This is a genomic window from Variovorax sp. YR634, from assembly GCF_900106655.1.
GTDB lineage: Bacteria > Pseudomonadota > Gammaproteobacteria > Burkholderiales > Burkholderiaceae_C > Variovorax.
Genome location: NZ_FNOL01000005.1, coordinates 206,584 through 221,317, shown reverse-complemented (window position 1 = coordinate 221,317; position 14,734 = coordinate 206,584). Strand labels below are relative to the sequence as shown.

Sequence of the window (14,734 nt, the reverse complement as noted above, 5' to 3'; positions counted from 1 at the left end):
TCAAGTATTGAAACCGGCGTTTCGAAGCAGCCCTGCTGTCTCGAACATGGGGAGGCCCATGATGCCCGAATAGGACCCGCTGATGTGCTCGATGAACGCGGCCGCCGCGCCTTGAATGGCGTAGGCACCGGCCTTGCCCAGCGGCTCGCCGCTTTCCGCATAGCGGGCGATCTGGGCGTCTGTGATGTTGGCGAAGCGCACGCGCGACACGCTGAGCGCGGCGTGGCGTTGTGCGCCATGCTGCAGCGCAACGGCGGTCAGCACGCGGTGCGTAGCGCCCGAGAGCATACGAAGCATGCGCGCCGCATCGGCCGCGTCTTCGGGCTTGCCGAGGATGGTGCGGCCGAGTGCGACCGTGGTGTCGGCGCAGAGCACCGGCGCGTCGGCAAGGTCTCGACGTTGAAGCCGGGCCACGGCAGCATCGAGCTTCAGGGCCGTAACGCGCTGCACATACGTTGCAGGGGCCTCGTTGTGCAGCACGGCTTCGAGCGATTCGGCGTCTTCGTCGGCATCGGCCAGCAGCAGTTCGTGGCGCACGCCGAGTTGGCCGAGCAGTTGGGCACGACGCGGGCTCTGCGAAGCGAGGTAGATGAAGTCCGGCAAGGTTCAGTTCTCCTGAAGGGCCGGCTGCCCGCCGGCCACAGTACGGTTCCAGACCAGTCCGTGCGGCAGGCGCGCGGGTCCGAAAAGAAAGTGAAGGACTCGGCGACGAGCCGGTGACCGGGTGCGGGAGGACGCATGCAGCAGCAAGGGGCGCATCAGCAGGGCGTCGCCCCGTGCCGCCGTGCAGGCCGTCTCGCCATGTTCGACGCGCAAGTCCTGCGCTTCGGCATCGCTCAGCCGTCCGGCGCGGTGGCTGCCCGATACGACGCGCAACGGCCCCGCATCCACGCCGCAATCATCCAGATGCACCCGCACGGCGAGCAGCGATCGCAACACGTCGACCGGCGGCTGCACATACGGCTCGCCCTCCTTGAGGACGGCAGGCATGCCGGCGCCCGAGGCGGGAATCGAGGTGTCCTGATGCAGCGCGACCAGCCAGTTCCTGTCGGCCGTCTTGTCGAAGAGCGTGCATTGCACGGCCACCGATGAAGCATCGAGCAGGCCCATGCCGACCAGCCGTGTTTTCAGCTGAACAGCAATCTCACTGCACCGCGGCTGGGCCAGAAGGTTGCGGCTGCCTGCCGCCTGCCCCAGACAATGGTCGAGCGACTGCGCGGTTGCGTCCAGCAGATCAAACGGCAACTGCGCCGGCAGCAGCGCATGGCCCTTCTCCTCGAGCAACGCGACCTGCCCGTCGGCGCTTGTCATTCGCGGTGGTAAGGATGACCCGCATTGACCGACCACGCCCGGTACAGCTGCTCGACCAGCAGCACCCGCGCCATCGCGTGCGGCAGCGTCAGGTCGGACAGGCGGATGCGTTCGTGGGCCGCGGCCTTGAAGGCCGGGTCGAGCCCGTCGGGCCCGCCGATGACCAGGGCGACGTCATCACCCTCGCCTTGCCAGGCCTGCAGGCGCGCGGCAAGCGCCTTGGTGGTCAGCGCCGTGCCGCGCTCGTCGAGCGCGACGATGCGCATGCCACGCGCAATTGCGCCTTCGATGCGCTCGCGCTCCGCGGCGTACAGCGTTTCAAGCGACTTGGAGCCGCGCGGCTCGGTCTTGACTGCTCGCAGCTCGAGCTTGAGCTCGGGCGGGAAGCGCTTGGCGTAGTCGTCCCAGGCAGTCTGTGCCCAATCGGGCATGCGCTGCCCGACGGCGACCACCAGCAGCTTCATGCGCGGCGGGCTGGCGCCTTCCTGGCAGCCGTCGTCGTCTTCTTTGCAGCGGGCTTCTTGGCAGCTGGCTTGCCGACGACCTTGACCGGCACGCGCGCGGTGGTGGTCTTCCGGGCGGGCGCCTTCTTGGCAGCGGTTTTCTTGGCCGGGGCCTTCGCAGCCTTGGCTTCTTGTTCTGCCGCGCGGATCGCGGTCTTGGCAGCGCTGGAGCGGCGCAGCGTCGGCGTCTTGGCGGCCGGCTTCTTCTCTTCGGTGCCGACCTTCGATGCGGTGGCGACCGCGGGCTTCGCGCCGCCGAGCTTTGCACGCACCGGCTTGTCGCCCCAGATCTCTTCGAGGTGGTAGTACTGGCGGATGGCGGGCTGCATGATGTGCGCCACGGCCGCGCCGCAGTCCACGATGATCCACTCGCCGTTGTCCTCGCCCTCGATGCGCGGCTTGCCGAAACCGGCTTCGCGCACCGCGTCGCGCACGCTGGCGGCCAGCGCCTTCGTCTGGCGGTTGGAGGTGCCCGACGCCACGATCACGCGCTCGAACAGCGGTGAAAGATGTTCTGTGTCGAATACCTGAATGTCCTGCGCCTTGACGTCTTCGAGACCATCGATGATGGCTCGCTGGAGTTTCTGGGTGTCTTTCTTGGCGGCGGCTTCAGTGGTCATCAGGCAGAGCGGTAGAGGTGGTGTTGGTCAATATAGCGTGCAACCGTGGGCGGAACCAGCGAGGAAATGTCCACGCCAAGCTCCGCGCGCCGCCGAATCTCGGTGGCGCTGTTGTTCATAGGTGGCAGTTCGAGCGCCTCGAAACGCGCGCCAGCCGGGAGGCCGGGAAGCATTTTCGGATCAAAACGAGCAGTGTTGCTCGTCGATAGTGCGCGATACGCTACAGAAACGATAGCAATGCCGAGTATATCCTGCCAGCCGTGCCAGGTCGGCAACGCGCTTGCCTGGTCGGCGCCCATGATCAGGACCAGCTGTGCGCCGGGCTGCTCGCGCTGCAATTCGTGCAGGGTGTCGAGTGTGTAGGTGGGCCCGTCGCGCAGCACTTCACGGCTGTCGATGACGACGGTGCCTTTCAGGCCAGCGAAGGCCAGCCGCGTCATCGCAAGGCGGTCTTCCTTCGGCGTGAGTGCCCTGCTCTTGTGCCAGGCCTGCCCCGTGGGAATGACGTGCAGTTCGGCAAGGTCGAGTTGCGCCAGCGCGGCTTCGGCTAGCGCGACGTGGGCGTTGTGCGGCGGATCGAACGCGCCGCCGAAAACGCCGATGCGACGCACCGCAGTGCCGGAGCGGTTCACAACCAGTCGCGCCGCACGATGAAGCCGCTGTACAGCGCGGCTTCGGGGCTGCCCGGCTCGGGCTGCTGCTGGTAGGCCCAGCTGGCCAGCGGCGGCATCGACAGCAGGATCGATTCGGTACGCCCACCCGACTGAAGGCCAAAGTGCGTGCCGCGGTCCCACACGAGGTTGAACTCGACGTAACGGCCGCGCCGGTAAAGCTGGAAGTTGCGCTCGCGCTCCGTGTAAGGCGTGGCGCGGCGGCGCTCGACGATCGGCAGATACGCCGGCAAAAAGCCATCGCCCACCGAGCGGATCAGCGCGAAGCCGTTCTCGAGACCGCCCTCGGAAAAATCGTCGAAGAAGATGCCGCCGATGCCGCGCTGCTCGCCGCGATGCTTGAGGAAGAAATACTCGTCGCACCAGGTCTTGAAGCGCGGGTACTTGTCGTCGCCGAAAGGTGCGAGCGCGTCTCGGCACACAGTGTGAAAGTGCACCGCGTCTTCCTCGAAGCCGTAGCACGGCGTGAGGTCCATGCCGCCGCCGAACCAGCAGACCGGCTCGCCGCCTGCACCGTCTTTGGGCCGCGCAGCCAGCATGCGCACGTTCATGTGAACGATCGGCACGTAGGGGTTGCGCGGATGGAACACCAGCGACACGCCCATCGCCTCGAAAGGCGCACCTGCCAACTCGGGCCGATTCTGCGTGGCCGAGGGTGGCAGCTTCGGTCCGCGCACCTGCGAGAAGCCGCAGCCCGCGCGCTCGAACAGTTCACCGCCTTCGAGGATGCAGGTCAGCCCGTGGCCCTGCAGCGGTTCGCCGGGCGCTTTCTTCCAGGCATCGCGCACGCAGGTGCCGCCGTCGGCCTTCTCGACCGCCGCGATGATCGACTGCTGCAGTCCGCGCAGGTACTCGCCGACCGCTGCCGGATTGGTTTGCTGCATCAAGCGCCGTGGGTGTTGCGCGCGTGCACCGCGCGGAATCCGATGTCCTTGCGGTATTGAGCGCCGTCGAAGTTGACGCGCGCAGCAACCTCATAGGCCCGCTGCTGCGCCTGCTTCACGCTGTCGGCCAGCACAGTCACGCAAAGCACGCGGCCGCCGCTGGTCTTGAGCTCGCCGTTTTCCAGCGTCGTGCCGGCGTGGAACACCACGGCATCGGGCGCCTCGGCCGGAATGCCGGTGATGCGGTCGCCCTTGCGCGGCGACAGCGGGTAGCCGTGCGCGGCCATCACCACGCCCAGCGCCACGCGGCGGTCCCATTGCAGCTCGACCTGGTCGAGCGTGCCGTCGGTGGCGTGCCAGAACACCTCGAACAGGTCAGACTTCAGACGCATCATGATCGGCTGCGTCTCGGGGTCGCCCATGCGGCAGTTGAACTCGAGCGTCTTGGGGTGGCCCGTGGCGTCGATCATCAGACCGGCATAGAGGAAGCCGGTGAACGGAATACCGTCTTTCTCCATGCCGCGGATGGTCGGCAGGATGATCTCGCGCATGGCGCGCGCATGCACCTCGGCCGTGACCACCGGCGCGGGCGAATACGCGCCCATGCCACCGGTGTTGGGACCTTCGTCGTTGTCGAGCAGGCGCTTGTGGTCCTGGCTGGTGGCCAGTGCAGTGACGTTCTTGCCGTCGCACAGCACGATGAAGCTGGCTTCCTCGCCCTGCAGGAATTCTTCGATGACGACGCGCGCGCCGCCTTCGTTGTGCGACACGCCGAACTTGTTGTCGACCAGCATGAAGTCGACGGCCTCGTGCGCTTCCTCTGCGGTCATGGCAACCACCACGCCCTTGCCAGCCGCCAGGCCGTCGGCCTTGACGACGATGGGCGCGCCCTTGGCGTCGATGTACGCATGCGCCGCGGCGGCGTCGGTGAAAGCCTCGTACTCGGCGGTCGGGATCTTGTGGCGCTTCATGAAGGCCTTGGAGAAGGCCTTCGAGCTTTCGAGCTGGGCGGCCGCCTGCGTGGGGCCGAAGATGCGCAGGCCGTGCGCGCGGAACTCGTCCACCACGCCGGCAGCCAGCGGCGCCTCGGGGCCGACCACGGTCAGCGCGATCTTTTCTTTCATCGCCCATTCGCGCAGCGCGGCGGGCTCGGTGATGTCGACGCAGTCGTAGCGCTCGTCGGCTGCGGTGCCGCCGTTACCTGGCGCCACGTATACACGGCTCACCCGGGCAGCCTGTGCCAGCCGCCATGCCAGAGCGTGTTCACGGCCCCCTCCCCCAATTACCAGTACCTTCATTCGCGGGCCTTCATTTCTCGCTGTGATTCAACAAACAACATTCATTCGGACAGCGAGGCGTTGTGATAAACGTCCTGCACGTCGTCCAGGTCCTCGAGCACATCGAGCAACTTCTGCATTCTTGCGGCGTCTTCGCCGGTCACGTCCACCGTGTTTTCGGCGCGCATGGTGACTTCGGCGACGTCGGGCTTCAGGCCCGCGGCTTCGAGCGCGTTCTTCACGGCTTCGAAGTCGGCGACGGCGGTGATCACCTCGATGGCGCCGTCGTCGTCGGTAACGACGTCTTCGGCGCCCGCCTCGAGCGCCACTTCCATCACCTTGTCTTCATTGGTGCCCGGCGCAAAGATGAACTGGCCGCAGTGCTTGAACTGGAAGGCCACCGAGCCCTCGGTGCCCATGTTGCCGCCGTGTTTGGAGAAGGCGTGGCGCACTTCGGCCACGGTGCGCACGCGGTTGTCGGTCATGGTGTCGACGATGATCGCCGCGCCGCCGATGCCGTACCCTTCGTAACGAATTTCTTCGTAATTGACGCCTTCGAGGTTGCCCGTGGCCTTGTCGATGTTGCGCTTGATGGTGTCGATGGGCAGGTTCACCGCCTTGGCCTTTTCAACGGCCAGCCGCAGCCGGGGGTTGGAGCCCAGGTCGGCGCCACCGGCGCGGGCGGCCACTGTGATTTCGCGGATGGCGCGGGTCCAGAGCTTGCCCCGCTTCTCGTCCTGGCGGCCCTTCCGGTGCTGAATATTCGCCCACTTGCTATGTCCGGCCATGGCTTTCTATCTCGCTGTCCTGTGTTTTCTGAGCAGGCTCCGAGTTTACTGTCCGGCGCACACAACGCCCGCCCTGGGGCCCGGAATTCGGGCCGGGGCTTTTGGTGATAATCGTTCGATGACGCCATCGCCTTCCGTCGGGCCCGGGAATCCTGACATCCTGCCGCCGCACGCCCCTTTGCCGCTGTACTACAAGACCGAGGCCGAGCATCAGGCGTTCCTGCTGCGCATCTTCGACAGCACGGCCGCGGACTACGACCGCATCGAGAGCGTGCTGGCCTTCGGCACCGGCCCCTCGTACCGCCGTGCTGCGCTGCGGGAAGCCGGCCTCTCGGCGGGCATGCAGGTGCTCGACGTGGGCATCGGCACCGGGCTCGTGGCCCGCGAGGCGCTGAAACTCATCGGCTCCACCGGCCAGCTCGTAGGCATCGACCCCAGCCCCGGCATGTTGGGCCAGGTCAAGCTGCCCGGCATCGAACTGGTGCGCGGCGTGGCCGAAGCCCTGCCCCGGCCCGATGCCAGCAGCGACTTCGTGAGCATGGGTTACGCCATGCGCCACATCAGCGACGTGGCGGCGGCCTTCAGCGAATTCCATCGCGTGCTGCGCCCCGGCGGGCGGGTGGCGGTACTCGAAATCACCAAGCCCGAGGGGCGCATCGCAACCGCGCTGCTCAAGGGCTACATGCGTGCCGTGGTGCCGCTGATCGCCCGCGTGGTCGGTCGCCAACGCAACACCTCGGAACTGTGGCGCTACTACTGGGACACGATCGAGGCCTGCATTCCGCCCGAGCGGGTGATGCAGGCGCTGGCCGACGCGGGTTTTCGCGACGTGCGCCGGCATGCGAGCCTCGGCGTCTTCTCTGCCTACACCGCCGTCAAACCCGAACACACCGTCGAGGCCAGCTGATAGTGCGAGCTCAGGACGAAACCCCTTCTTCCCATCTGCGCGTCGAGCGCCTGTCGCTGCCGGCCAGCCTTGCGCTGGCTGTTGACGGCAAGGCGCCCTTCGCGGCGCTCGGCTACGGCACGCCGCACGGCGTGGCCTGGATGCCGACCGTCAACGCGCGCGTGCTGTCGGCAAACGGCGCCATGGCCGATGTGTGGCACGTGAGCCGTCCGCAACACGTCAAGTCGGGCACCACCGGCATCGCGCGCTGGCGCACCGACGGGCACTGGCTGCTCGGCGCCATCGACCTGGACGAAGCCACCGAAAAACAGGGCCTCGCCGAACTCGCGCACCGCGCCTACCGCGACCTCTTCAAGACGCTCGACCAGGCCGGCACGCCGCACCTGCAGCGCATCTGGAACTACCTGCCGCAGATCAACGCCGACGGCGGCGGGCTGGAGCGCTACCGCCAGTTCAATCTCGGCCGGCAGGAAGCGTTTCTCGAAGCCGGCCGCGCCGCCTTCGAGGGCGCGCCTGCGGCCTGTGCACTGGGCATCCACCAGGGCGCCCTGTCGATCCGCTTCCTGGCCGGCCAGCAGGCGCCGCTGCCGGTCGAAAACCCGCGTCAGGTTTCGGCCTACCGCTATCCCGAAACCTATGGCCCGCGCTCGCCGACCTTCTCGCGCGCCGCGCTGGCGGACATCGGCGACGGCAACATCGCCCTCTTCATCTCCGGCACTGCGAGCATCGTCGGCCACGAAACCGTGCACCACGGCGACGTGCTCGAGCAGACGCGCGAAACCCTGCGCAACCTGCAGGCGGTGATTGCCGCCGCCAACGAACGCGGCACCGCGAAGTTCTCGCTGGCCGAGCTCGATTGCGTGGTCTACGTGCGTCACCCGTCGGACACCGAAGCTGTACGCAGCATCATCGAAGGCACGCTCGGCGCCGACGCGCCGATGGCGCGCCACGCGGTGTACCTCGAAGCCGACATCTGCCGCAGCGACCTGCTGGTCGAGATCGAGGCCCACACGGTCGCAGCCGGCCTGCTACGGGCATGACCGGTCGTTGTCCGACCGCGCATTGCCCGATTGACTGATTCAATGACTCGCGTGCTGCGAATTCTCACGTCGATTCCGCTCGCGTTGATGCTCTACGCGCTGCTGCTGTTCCTGGGCCTGATCTCGCTGGTCTGGAACGTCGTCGCCATGCTGATCCACCCGATCATGCCGGCGGCGCCCGCGCGCGTGCTGGGACGCACGACCATCGCCTTCGCCTACCGCATGTTCTGGTGGCTGGCGTCGGTGACCGGCATGATGCGCATCGACGCCGCCTGCCTCGACCCGATGCGCAAGGAGCCCGGCGTGATCTTCGTGGCCAACCACCCGACCATGCTCGACGCGCTGCTGCTGGTGGCGCGGCTGCCCCGCAGTGCCTGCATCATGAAGGCCGACCTGATGGGCAACATCTTCCTGGGCGCGGGCGCCCGGCTGGCGCGCTACATCAGCAACAAGTCGGCCCGCACGATGGTGCGCCTTGCCGTGAACGACCTGCGCAACGGCGGGCAGCTGGTGATCTTTCCCGAGGGCACGCGCACGGTGACGCCGCCGCTCAATGCGTTCCGCCCCGGCACCACGCTGATCGCCAAGCTGGCGCAGGCGCCCATACAAACGGTGTTCATCGACACCGACTCGCCCTACCTCGCCAAGGGCTGGCCGCTATGGCGCGTGCCACCGCTTCCCATCGTCTTCACCCTGCGGATCGGCAAGCGCTTCTCGCCCACGCAGGACAGCGACGTGCTGCAGGCCGAGCTCGAACAATACTTCCGACAAAACCTGGAGCAGCGCGCCACCGACGCGTCCCCCGAATGCCAGACGCCTCGCGCACCCACCTTGTCCTGATCCCCAGCTACAACACCGGCGAGCGCCTGTTCTCGACCGTCGCCGCGGCGCGCGGGCAGTGGAACCCGGTGTGGGTGGTGGTCGACGGCAGCGACGACGGCACGGGCGAGCGGCTGCAACAGATGGCGGCCGGCGACCCGGGCCTGCGCGTGTGGGTGCTGCCGCAGAACCAGGGCAAGGGTTCGGCCGTGCTGCACGGCCTGCGCGCCGCGAAGGAGGCCGGTTTCACTCATGCGCTGACGATGGATTCCGACGGGCAGCATCCGGCGGACCTGATCCCCGAGTTCATGAAGGCCTCACTGGCCCGCCCCGAGACGATGGTGCTCGGGCGACCGGTGTTCGACGCAAGCGCACCGCTGCTGCGCGTGCGCGGTCGGCGTGTGTCGAACGGATGGACGCAGCTCGAAACGCTGTTCGCCGGCGTGGGCGATTCGCTCTACGGCTTTCGCGTGTATCCGGTGACGGACCTGATCGCCGTCATGGAACGGCAGCCATGGATGCGGCGCTTCGACTTCGACACTGAGGCTGTCGTGCGGCTGGCATGGCGCGGCGTCAAGCCCGTGAACATCGATGCGCCGGTGAAGTACCTGACGGCGGAGGAAGGCGGGGTTTCGCACTTCCGCTATGGGCGCGACAACGTGCTGCTCACCTGGATGCACGTGCGGCTGATGGTGGAGTTCGTGTTGCGGCTGCCTGGGCTGGTGTTTCGCAAGCTGGCGAAGAAGGCGCCGTTTCAGGATTGACTCTGCTCTCGGATTGGGGGTGAGCCCGGCATACGCTACAGCGCGATAGCTGCCCCGCCCAGCGCCTTGTACAAGGTCATCGTCGCATTGAGCTGGTTCAACCGGTTCTGGGCCAGCGAAACCTCGGCCGTACGGCGCCGGTCCTTGGCATCAAGTACCGGCTGCAACGCGGTCGCCCCAGCACGGTAGCGCACCTCCGACAACCGCTCCGCACGCTGCGCCTCGTGCAAGGCCAGCGCCAGTTTTTCGCTCTCGTCGCGCAGTTGCGTGCGTGACGACAAGGCGTTCTCGACCTCCGACAACGCCGTGTAGAGCGACTGCCGGAAACCCACCACCGCCTCTTCGTACTGCGTCTGCGACACGGCCACGGTCAGCCGCGCGGTGTTCCATTGCAAGAACGGCAACGCCAACCCTGCGCCAAGCGTAGCCACAGGGTTCTTCAACAGCTCTCCCAACGCAGTGCTCGACGTGCCCAGCGACCCCGTCAGGCTCAGCGCCGGATAGAACCCGGTGCGCGTGGCGTCGACATTCGCCAGTGCACCGCGCAGCCGTTGCTCGGCAGCGCGCAGGTCCGGGCGGCGACCCAGCAGGCTCGCGGGTACGCCGGCATCGATAACCGGCAAGGCTATGTCTGGCAACCGCGCGGGCTCGACGGTCATCGACTCCGGCGGCTGGTCGAACAGAATCGCCAGCGCGTTGCGCGCCTCGACACGCTGCTGAAGCAACTGCGTATGCGCCGCCTCCTGTGTCGCGAGGTTCTGACCCGCCTGCGCCACATCCAGCCCCGACACGGCGCCCGCCGCGTACTTCACCCGCACCAGCGCGAGGATGCGTCGGCCGTCTTCCATGCCCGCTTCGCTCAGCACGATGCGCTGGTTCAGGTAGCCGGTCTGCCAATAGAGCCCCGCCGTAGTGCCGACGAGCGCCAGCGCGGTGGCCTGGCGGTCGGATTCGGTGGCCTTCAGCTCCCACTCGGCGGCGCTGCGCTGCGCCGAGAGTCGGCCCCACAGGTCGAGCTCGTAGCTCAGCGTCACCAGCGAGCTCGATGCGGAACCGGCCACGCCGCCGCGCTTCAGGTCATAGCTGCGGCTGGTGCTGGCCTGCCCCACCACGCTGGGCGTGAGGTTCGTGTTCGCCAAACCAGCCTGCAATTGCGCACGCTGCACGCGAATGCCCGCCGCCGCCAGGTCGTTGTTGGTATGCAGCGCGCTGTCGATCAGCCGGTCGAGCTGCGGATCGTTGAACGCCGTCCACCAGTTGGCGGACAGCATCGCCGCCGCACTCCCCGCTCCCGGCGACTGCTGCCAGCCCTGCGGCACCTCCAGCGGCCGCTGCGCCCGCTGCTCAGGCTGGAACAGGGTGCACCCGCCGAGCACCAGCACGGCAACAGCCACCGCGGAAGGAACGCGTGCCCTACTCACGAGCCAGCGCCTCGATCGGGTCCAGCCGCGCCGCGTTGCGCGCCGGCAGATAGCCGAACAGCACGCCGATCAGCGACGCGCACAAGAACGCCGACACCACGGCGCCCATCGAAAAGATCATTTGCCATTGCTTGACGAAAAGCGAAAACAGAAAGCTGATGCCATACGACAGCGTCACGCCGATCAACCCGCCCACCAGGCACACCAGCACCGCCTCGGTCAGGAACTGTTGCAGCACGTCGCTCTGGCGCGCGCCCACCGCCATGCGAATACCGATCTCGCGGGTGCGCTCGGTCACGGACACCAGCATGATGTTCATCACACCGATGCCGCCCACCACCAGCGAGATCACGGCAATGAGCGACAGCAGCAGCGTGAGCGACTGGCTGGTGCGCTCGGCCGTCTTCACGATGCTGTCCATGTTGAAGGTGAAGAAATCCTTGCTGCCGTGGCGCAGCGTGAGCAGCTTGACCACGCTGTCTTCAGCGGCCTTGGTCGGCTGGTCGTCGCGGATGCGCACCGTGATGTTGTCGAAGTGCTGCTGCCCGAAGAGCCGGCTCGCGCCCGTGCTGTAGGGCAGCCAGATGTTGAGCGACTTGTTCTCGCCGAACATGCTCTTCTTTTCCTGCGATACGCCGATCACCGTGCACGGCAGGTTGCCCACCAGGATGATCTTGCCCACCGCCTCGGCGCCGTCAGGGAACAGCTTGCGCCGCGTGTTCTGGTCGATCACCACCACCTGCGACTGGTGGCGCACGTCGCTCGCCGTAAAGGCTGCGCCGCTGGCCATCTGGATGTCGCGCACACGAAAGAAACTGTCGCTCACGCCGTTCACCGTGCCGTTGATGTCGACGCTGCGGTAGCGCAGCCGCAGGCTGCGCGAGGTCGAGGGCGTCACGCTGTGCACATAGGGCTGCGCGGCGAGTGCGTCGAGGTCGGACGGTATCAGCGTGCGGATGCTCGAGGCCTTGTCGTCGCCGAAGTCGCGGCCCGGGTACACGTCGAGCGTGTTGGTGCCGATGGCACGGATGTCCGACAGCACAAAGCGCTTGGCACCCTCCCCGATGGCCACGATCGACACCACCGAGGTTATGCCAATGACAATGCCCAGCATGGTGAGCGCGGTGCGCATGCGGTGCGCCATCATCGAACGCCAGGCCATGCGGAAGGCTTCTGCAAAGCGGGCCCAGCTGGTGCTGAAGCGGGCAATGCCCAGCTTGGGCTTCATCATCGCCTCGGGAATTGGTGCGTCGGGCTGCACGGCCTGCGCAGGCGCCACCACCGTGGGCACGTTGGGCCGGTCACCCACGATCACGCCGTCGGCAATCTCGATGATGCGTTCGGTGCAGCTCGCCACCTGCATGTCGTGTGTCACGATGATGATGGTGTGCCCTTGCGCATGCAGCTCGCGTAGGATGCCGATCACCTCCTGGCCGCTCCTGCTGTCGAGTGCACCGGTCGGCTCGTCGGCCAGGATCACCTGCCCGCCGTTCATCAACGCGCGCGCAATGCTCACCCGCTGCTGCTGGCCACCGGAGAGCTGGCTTGGCCGGTGCTCGGTGCGGTCGCCAAGACCCAGGCGCACTAGCAACTGGCGCGCACGCGTGTCGCGCGCCTCGCCGTCGGTGCCGGCATACACGGCGGGCACTTCGACGTTGCCGGTCGCCGTCAGGTGTGGCATCAGGTGGTAGCGCTGGAAGATGAAGCCGAAATGCTCGCGCCGCAGTTGGGCCAGCGCATCGCTGTCGAGCGTGCCCACGTCCTGGCCCGAGACGATGTAGGTACCGGTGCTCGGCCGGTCGAGGCAACCGAGGATGTTCATCAGCGTCGACTTGCCCGAGCCCGAGGCGCCGACGATGGCCAGCATTTCGCCGTTGCCGATGTCGAGGTTGACGTCTTTCAGTACCTGCACTTCCTGCTCGCCCGAAGGAAAGCTGCGGCCGATGCCGCGCAGGGTCAGCAGCGGCTGCTTTTCCTGCGTCATGGGCGCTTGCCCCGCCCGCCGCCGCCGTCTCCGCTTTCGCCCCGCTCCAGAACAGCCGAGGCATCGCCCGTGATGACGTTGTCGCCCTCTTTCAAACCTTCGAGCACCTGGGCCTGGAAGTTGTTGGAGATGCCCACGCGCACCTGCCGTTTTTCCACGGTCTGGTCGGCCTTGAGCACGCGCACTTCCTGGCGGCCATCCTTGTCGCGCGGACCCAGCGCGGTCAGCGGCACGGTCAGCGCCTGCTTTGCCTCGCCCAGCAGGATGGCGACCTGCGCCGTCATGTCCACGCGCAGCGTGCGATCGGGGTTGGGCACGTCGAACAGCGCGTTGAAGAACACGGCGTTGTTGATCTTCTCAGGCGAAGGCTGCACCGCGCGCAGCGTGCCGTGGTAGCGCTTGTCGGGGTCGCCGAGGATGGTGAAGTACACCGGCTGCCCCGGCTTCACGCGCACCACGTCGGCTTCGGACACCTGCGCCTTCACGGTCATGGTCGACAGGTCGGCCAGCTTCATCAGCGTGGGCACCTGGAAGGCGGCGACCACGGTCTGGCCTTCGAGCGTGCTGATGGAAACCACGTCGCCGTCGATGGGCGCGATGATTCGCGTGTACGAGAGATTCGTCTGCGCCGAGGCCACGGCCAGCTTCTGCTGGCGGATCTGCGCTTCGAGCGACACCAGGTCGGCACGCAGCGCGCGCAGTTCGGCGTCGGCGCTTTCCATGTCCTGCTTGGCGGCGGCGTCCTGCGCGAGCATTTCCTGCTGCCGCGTCCAGGTGAGCTGGGCCTGCCTGATGCGCACTTCCTTCGCGAGCTTCTGCGCCTGCAGGTTGTCGAGCTTGGCCTGCTCCTGCGCGAAGGTGTTCTGCGAGATGACGGGATCGATCTCGGCGAGCCAGTCGCCCTTTTTCACGGTCTGCCCCAGCACCACCTTCAGCGACTTGAGCTGGCCGCTGACCTGTGCACCCACCTCGACCTGCTTGAGCGCCTGCAGCACGCCGGTGGCGAGTACCGCGTTTTCGAGGTCGGTGCGTTGCACCGCGGCAGTGAGGTATTCGGCCTTCTTGCCCGGGCTGAGCCAGAAAGAGGCGACGACCGCCAGCACGACGAGAACGGCAATGCCGATGACTAGTTTGCGTGATCGCCTGGGTTGTGTAGTGGGCATGCGGGGGAAATCAGGAAGACGCTGCGCGGCGAGTCGACTGCGCGGAAGGGGCACGGAACCACGAGGTCCGGTGTCATCCTAGCCGCGTTTACTGAAGATTCTTTAAAGGCCCACGGGCGATCGACAAACCGATTCGCAGCGTTACGAGCGCGTGACTTTCGGCACTGGCACGACAGCTTTGGGCGTCCTACATTTTTTCGGATGCGTGGCGCGTTGCCACGCATAAACCGATAGTTCTAGGAAGGGAAAACGACCATGAAATTCCAACAGTCGAACACTCTGCGCCATGTGGCACTGGCCGGTGCGATCACCGCCGCGATGGCCTTCAGCTGCGCGGCCGGTGCCGCCAACACGAAGGCAGACACACCCGAGGCGCAGTCGCCACTGACGTTCACCACGCCGGTGCGCAGCCCCGAAGCCAACGTCCCGCTGGGCCTTGCGAGCATCAGCAGCGACATCAAGCCGACGGCAGCTCAGCCGGTGAACATGGCGATGGTCAGCAGCTGCGCCGAACGCTGGTACTGGCGCAGCCTGCTCGAAGAAATGGGATGCGGCTTTTCGGGCCAAGGCTGGTTCAACTGA

At 66.7% G+C, this 14,734-nt stretch carries 16 protein-coding genes; 5 read left to right on the top strand and 11 right to left on the bottom strand.

The features are described from left to right. Genes BLV60_RS12055 through BLV60_RS12020 form a run of 8 tightly spaced genes read right to left on the bottom strand, consistent with a single transcriptional unit; the run spans window position 1 to window position 6,054 of the window. Entirely contained in the window at window positions 1-603 is a 603-nt protein-coding gene (locus BLV60_RS12055) for a Maf family protein (protein WP_093054665.1), read from the bottom strand. A 3-nt stretch (window positions 604-606) separates the two neighbouring features. Beyond that, window positions 607-1,311, bottom strand: coding sequence for a phytanoyl-CoA dioxygenase family protein (locus BLV60_RS12050; RefSeq protein ID WP_093054663.1), 705 nt, complete (start codon window positions 1,309-1,311; stop codon window positions 607-609). Beyond that, on the bottom strand, window positions 1,308-1,775 hold the full coding sequence (gene rlmH, locus BLV60_RS12045) for a 23S rRNA (pseudouridine(1915)-N(3))-methyltransferase RlmH (RefSeq protein ID WP_042579728.1): 468 nt from the start codon (window positions 1,773-1,775) through the stop codon (window positions 1,308-1,310). Before rlmH ends, BLV60_RS12050 begins: the two co-directional genes overlap by 4 nt. Further along, on the bottom strand, window positions 1,772-2,434 hold the full coding sequence (rsfS, locus tag BLV60_RS12040; protein ID WP_093054661.1) for a ribosome silencing factor: 663 nt from the start codon (window positions 2,432-2,434) through the stop codon (window positions 1,772-1,774). The genes rlmH and rsfS overlap by 4 nt, the downstream gene beginning before the upstream one ends. Continuing rightward, window positions 2,434-3,066: a nicotinate (nicotinamide) nucleotide adenylyltransferase gene (nadD, locus tag BLV60_RS12035; RefSeq protein WP_093054659.1), complete on the bottom strand. Its 633-nt coding sequence runs from the start codon at window positions 3,064-3,066 to the stop codon at window positions 2,434-2,436. The genes rsfS and nadD overlap by 1 nt, the downstream gene beginning before the upstream one ends. Next, window positions 3,063-3,989 (bottom strand): oxygen-dependent coproporphyrinogen oxidase, encoded by a 927-nt coding sequence (hemF, locus tag BLV60_RS12030; protein ID WP_093054938.1) that lies wholly within the window; start codon window positions 3,987-3,989, stop codon window positions 3,063-3,065. Before hemF ends, nadD begins: the two co-directional genes overlap by 4 nt. Further along, on the bottom strand, window positions 3,989-5,287 hold the full coding sequence (purD, locus tag BLV60_RS12025; RefSeq protein ID WP_093054657.1) for a phosphoribosylamine--glycine ligase: 1,299 nt from the start codon (window positions 5,285-5,287) through the stop codon (window positions 3,989-3,991). Before purD ends, hemF begins: the two co-directional genes overlap by 1 nt. Before the next feature lie 41 nt (window positions 5,288-5,328). Then, window positions 5,329-6,054, bottom strand: a complete 726-nt coding sequence (locus tag BLV60_RS12020; RefSeq protein ID WP_093054655.1) for a YebC/PmpR family DNA-binding transcriptional regulator — start codon at window positions 6,052-6,054, stop codon at window positions 5,329-5,331. A gap of 118 nt (window positions 6,055-6,172) precedes the next feature. Between BLV60_RS12020 and BLV60_RS12015 the strand changes: the two genes are divergently transcribed. Genes BLV60_RS12015 through BLV60_RS12000 form a run of 4 tightly spaced genes read left to right on the top strand, consistent with a single transcriptional unit; the run spans window position 6,173 to window position 9,584 of the window. Beyond that, window positions 6,173-6,961, top strand: a complete 789-nt coding sequence (locus BLV60_RS12015; protein ID WP_093054653.1) for a class I SAM-dependent methyltransferase — start codon at window positions 6,173-6,175, stop codon at window positions 6,959-6,961. A gap of 2 nt (window positions 6,962-6,963) precedes the next feature. Further along, window positions 6,964-8,001 (top strand): chorismate transformation FkbO/Hyg5 family protein, encoded by a 1,038-nt coding sequence (locus tag BLV60_RS12010; RefSeq protein ID WP_093054651.1) that lies wholly within the window; start codon window positions 6,964-6,966, stop codon window positions 7,999-8,001. A 42-nt stretch (window positions 8,002-8,043) separates the two neighbouring features. After that, window positions 8,044-8,841: a lysophospholipid acyltransferase family protein gene (locus BLV60_RS12005; RefSeq protein WP_093054649.1), complete on the top strand. Its 798-nt coding sequence runs from the start codon at window positions 8,044-8,046 to the stop codon at window positions 8,839-8,841. Continuing rightward, complete coding sequence (locus tag BLV60_RS12000; RefSeq protein ID WP_093054647.1) at window positions 8,808-9,584, top strand: glycosyltransferase family 2 protein; 777 nt, start codon at window positions 8,808-8,810, stop codon at window positions 9,582-9,584. The genes BLV60_RS12005 and BLV60_RS12000 overlap by 34 nt, the downstream gene beginning before the upstream one ends. A gap of 35 nt (window positions 9,585-9,619) precedes the next feature. Here the strand turns inward: BLV60_RS12000 and BLV60_RS11995 are convergent, their stop codons facing one another. Genes BLV60_RS11995 through macA form a run of 3 tightly spaced genes read right to left on the bottom strand, consistent with a single transcriptional unit; the run spans window position 9,620 to window position 14,152 of the window. Further along, complete coding sequence (locus BLV60_RS11995) at window positions 9,620-11,005, bottom strand: efflux transporter outer membrane subunit (protein WP_093054645.1); 1,386 nt, start codon at window positions 11,003-11,005, stop codon at window positions 9,620-9,622. Further along, on the bottom strand, window positions 10,998-12,989 hold the full coding sequence (macB, locus tag BLV60_RS11990; RefSeq protein ID WP_093054643.1) for a macrolide ABC transporter ATP-binding protein/permease MacB: 1,992 nt from the start codon (window positions 12,987-12,989) through the stop codon (window positions 10,998-11,000). The genes BLV60_RS11995 and macB overlap by 8 nt, the downstream gene beginning before the upstream one ends. Further along, window positions 12,986-14,152, bottom strand: a complete 1,167-nt coding sequence (gene macA, locus BLV60_RS11985; protein ID WP_093054641.1) for a macrolide transporter subunit MacA — start codon at window positions 14,150-14,152, stop codon at window positions 12,986-12,988. The genes macB and macA overlap by 4 nt, the downstream gene beginning before the upstream one ends. A 255-nt stretch (window positions 14,153-14,407) precedes the next feature. On the opposite strand from macA, the gene BLV60_RS11980 reads away from it, so the two are divergent. Next, window positions 14,408-14,734 (top strand): hypothetical protein, encoded by a 327-nt coding sequence (locus BLV60_RS11980; RefSeq protein ID WP_093054639.1) that lies wholly within the window; start codon window positions 14,408-14,410, stop codon window positions 14,732-14,734.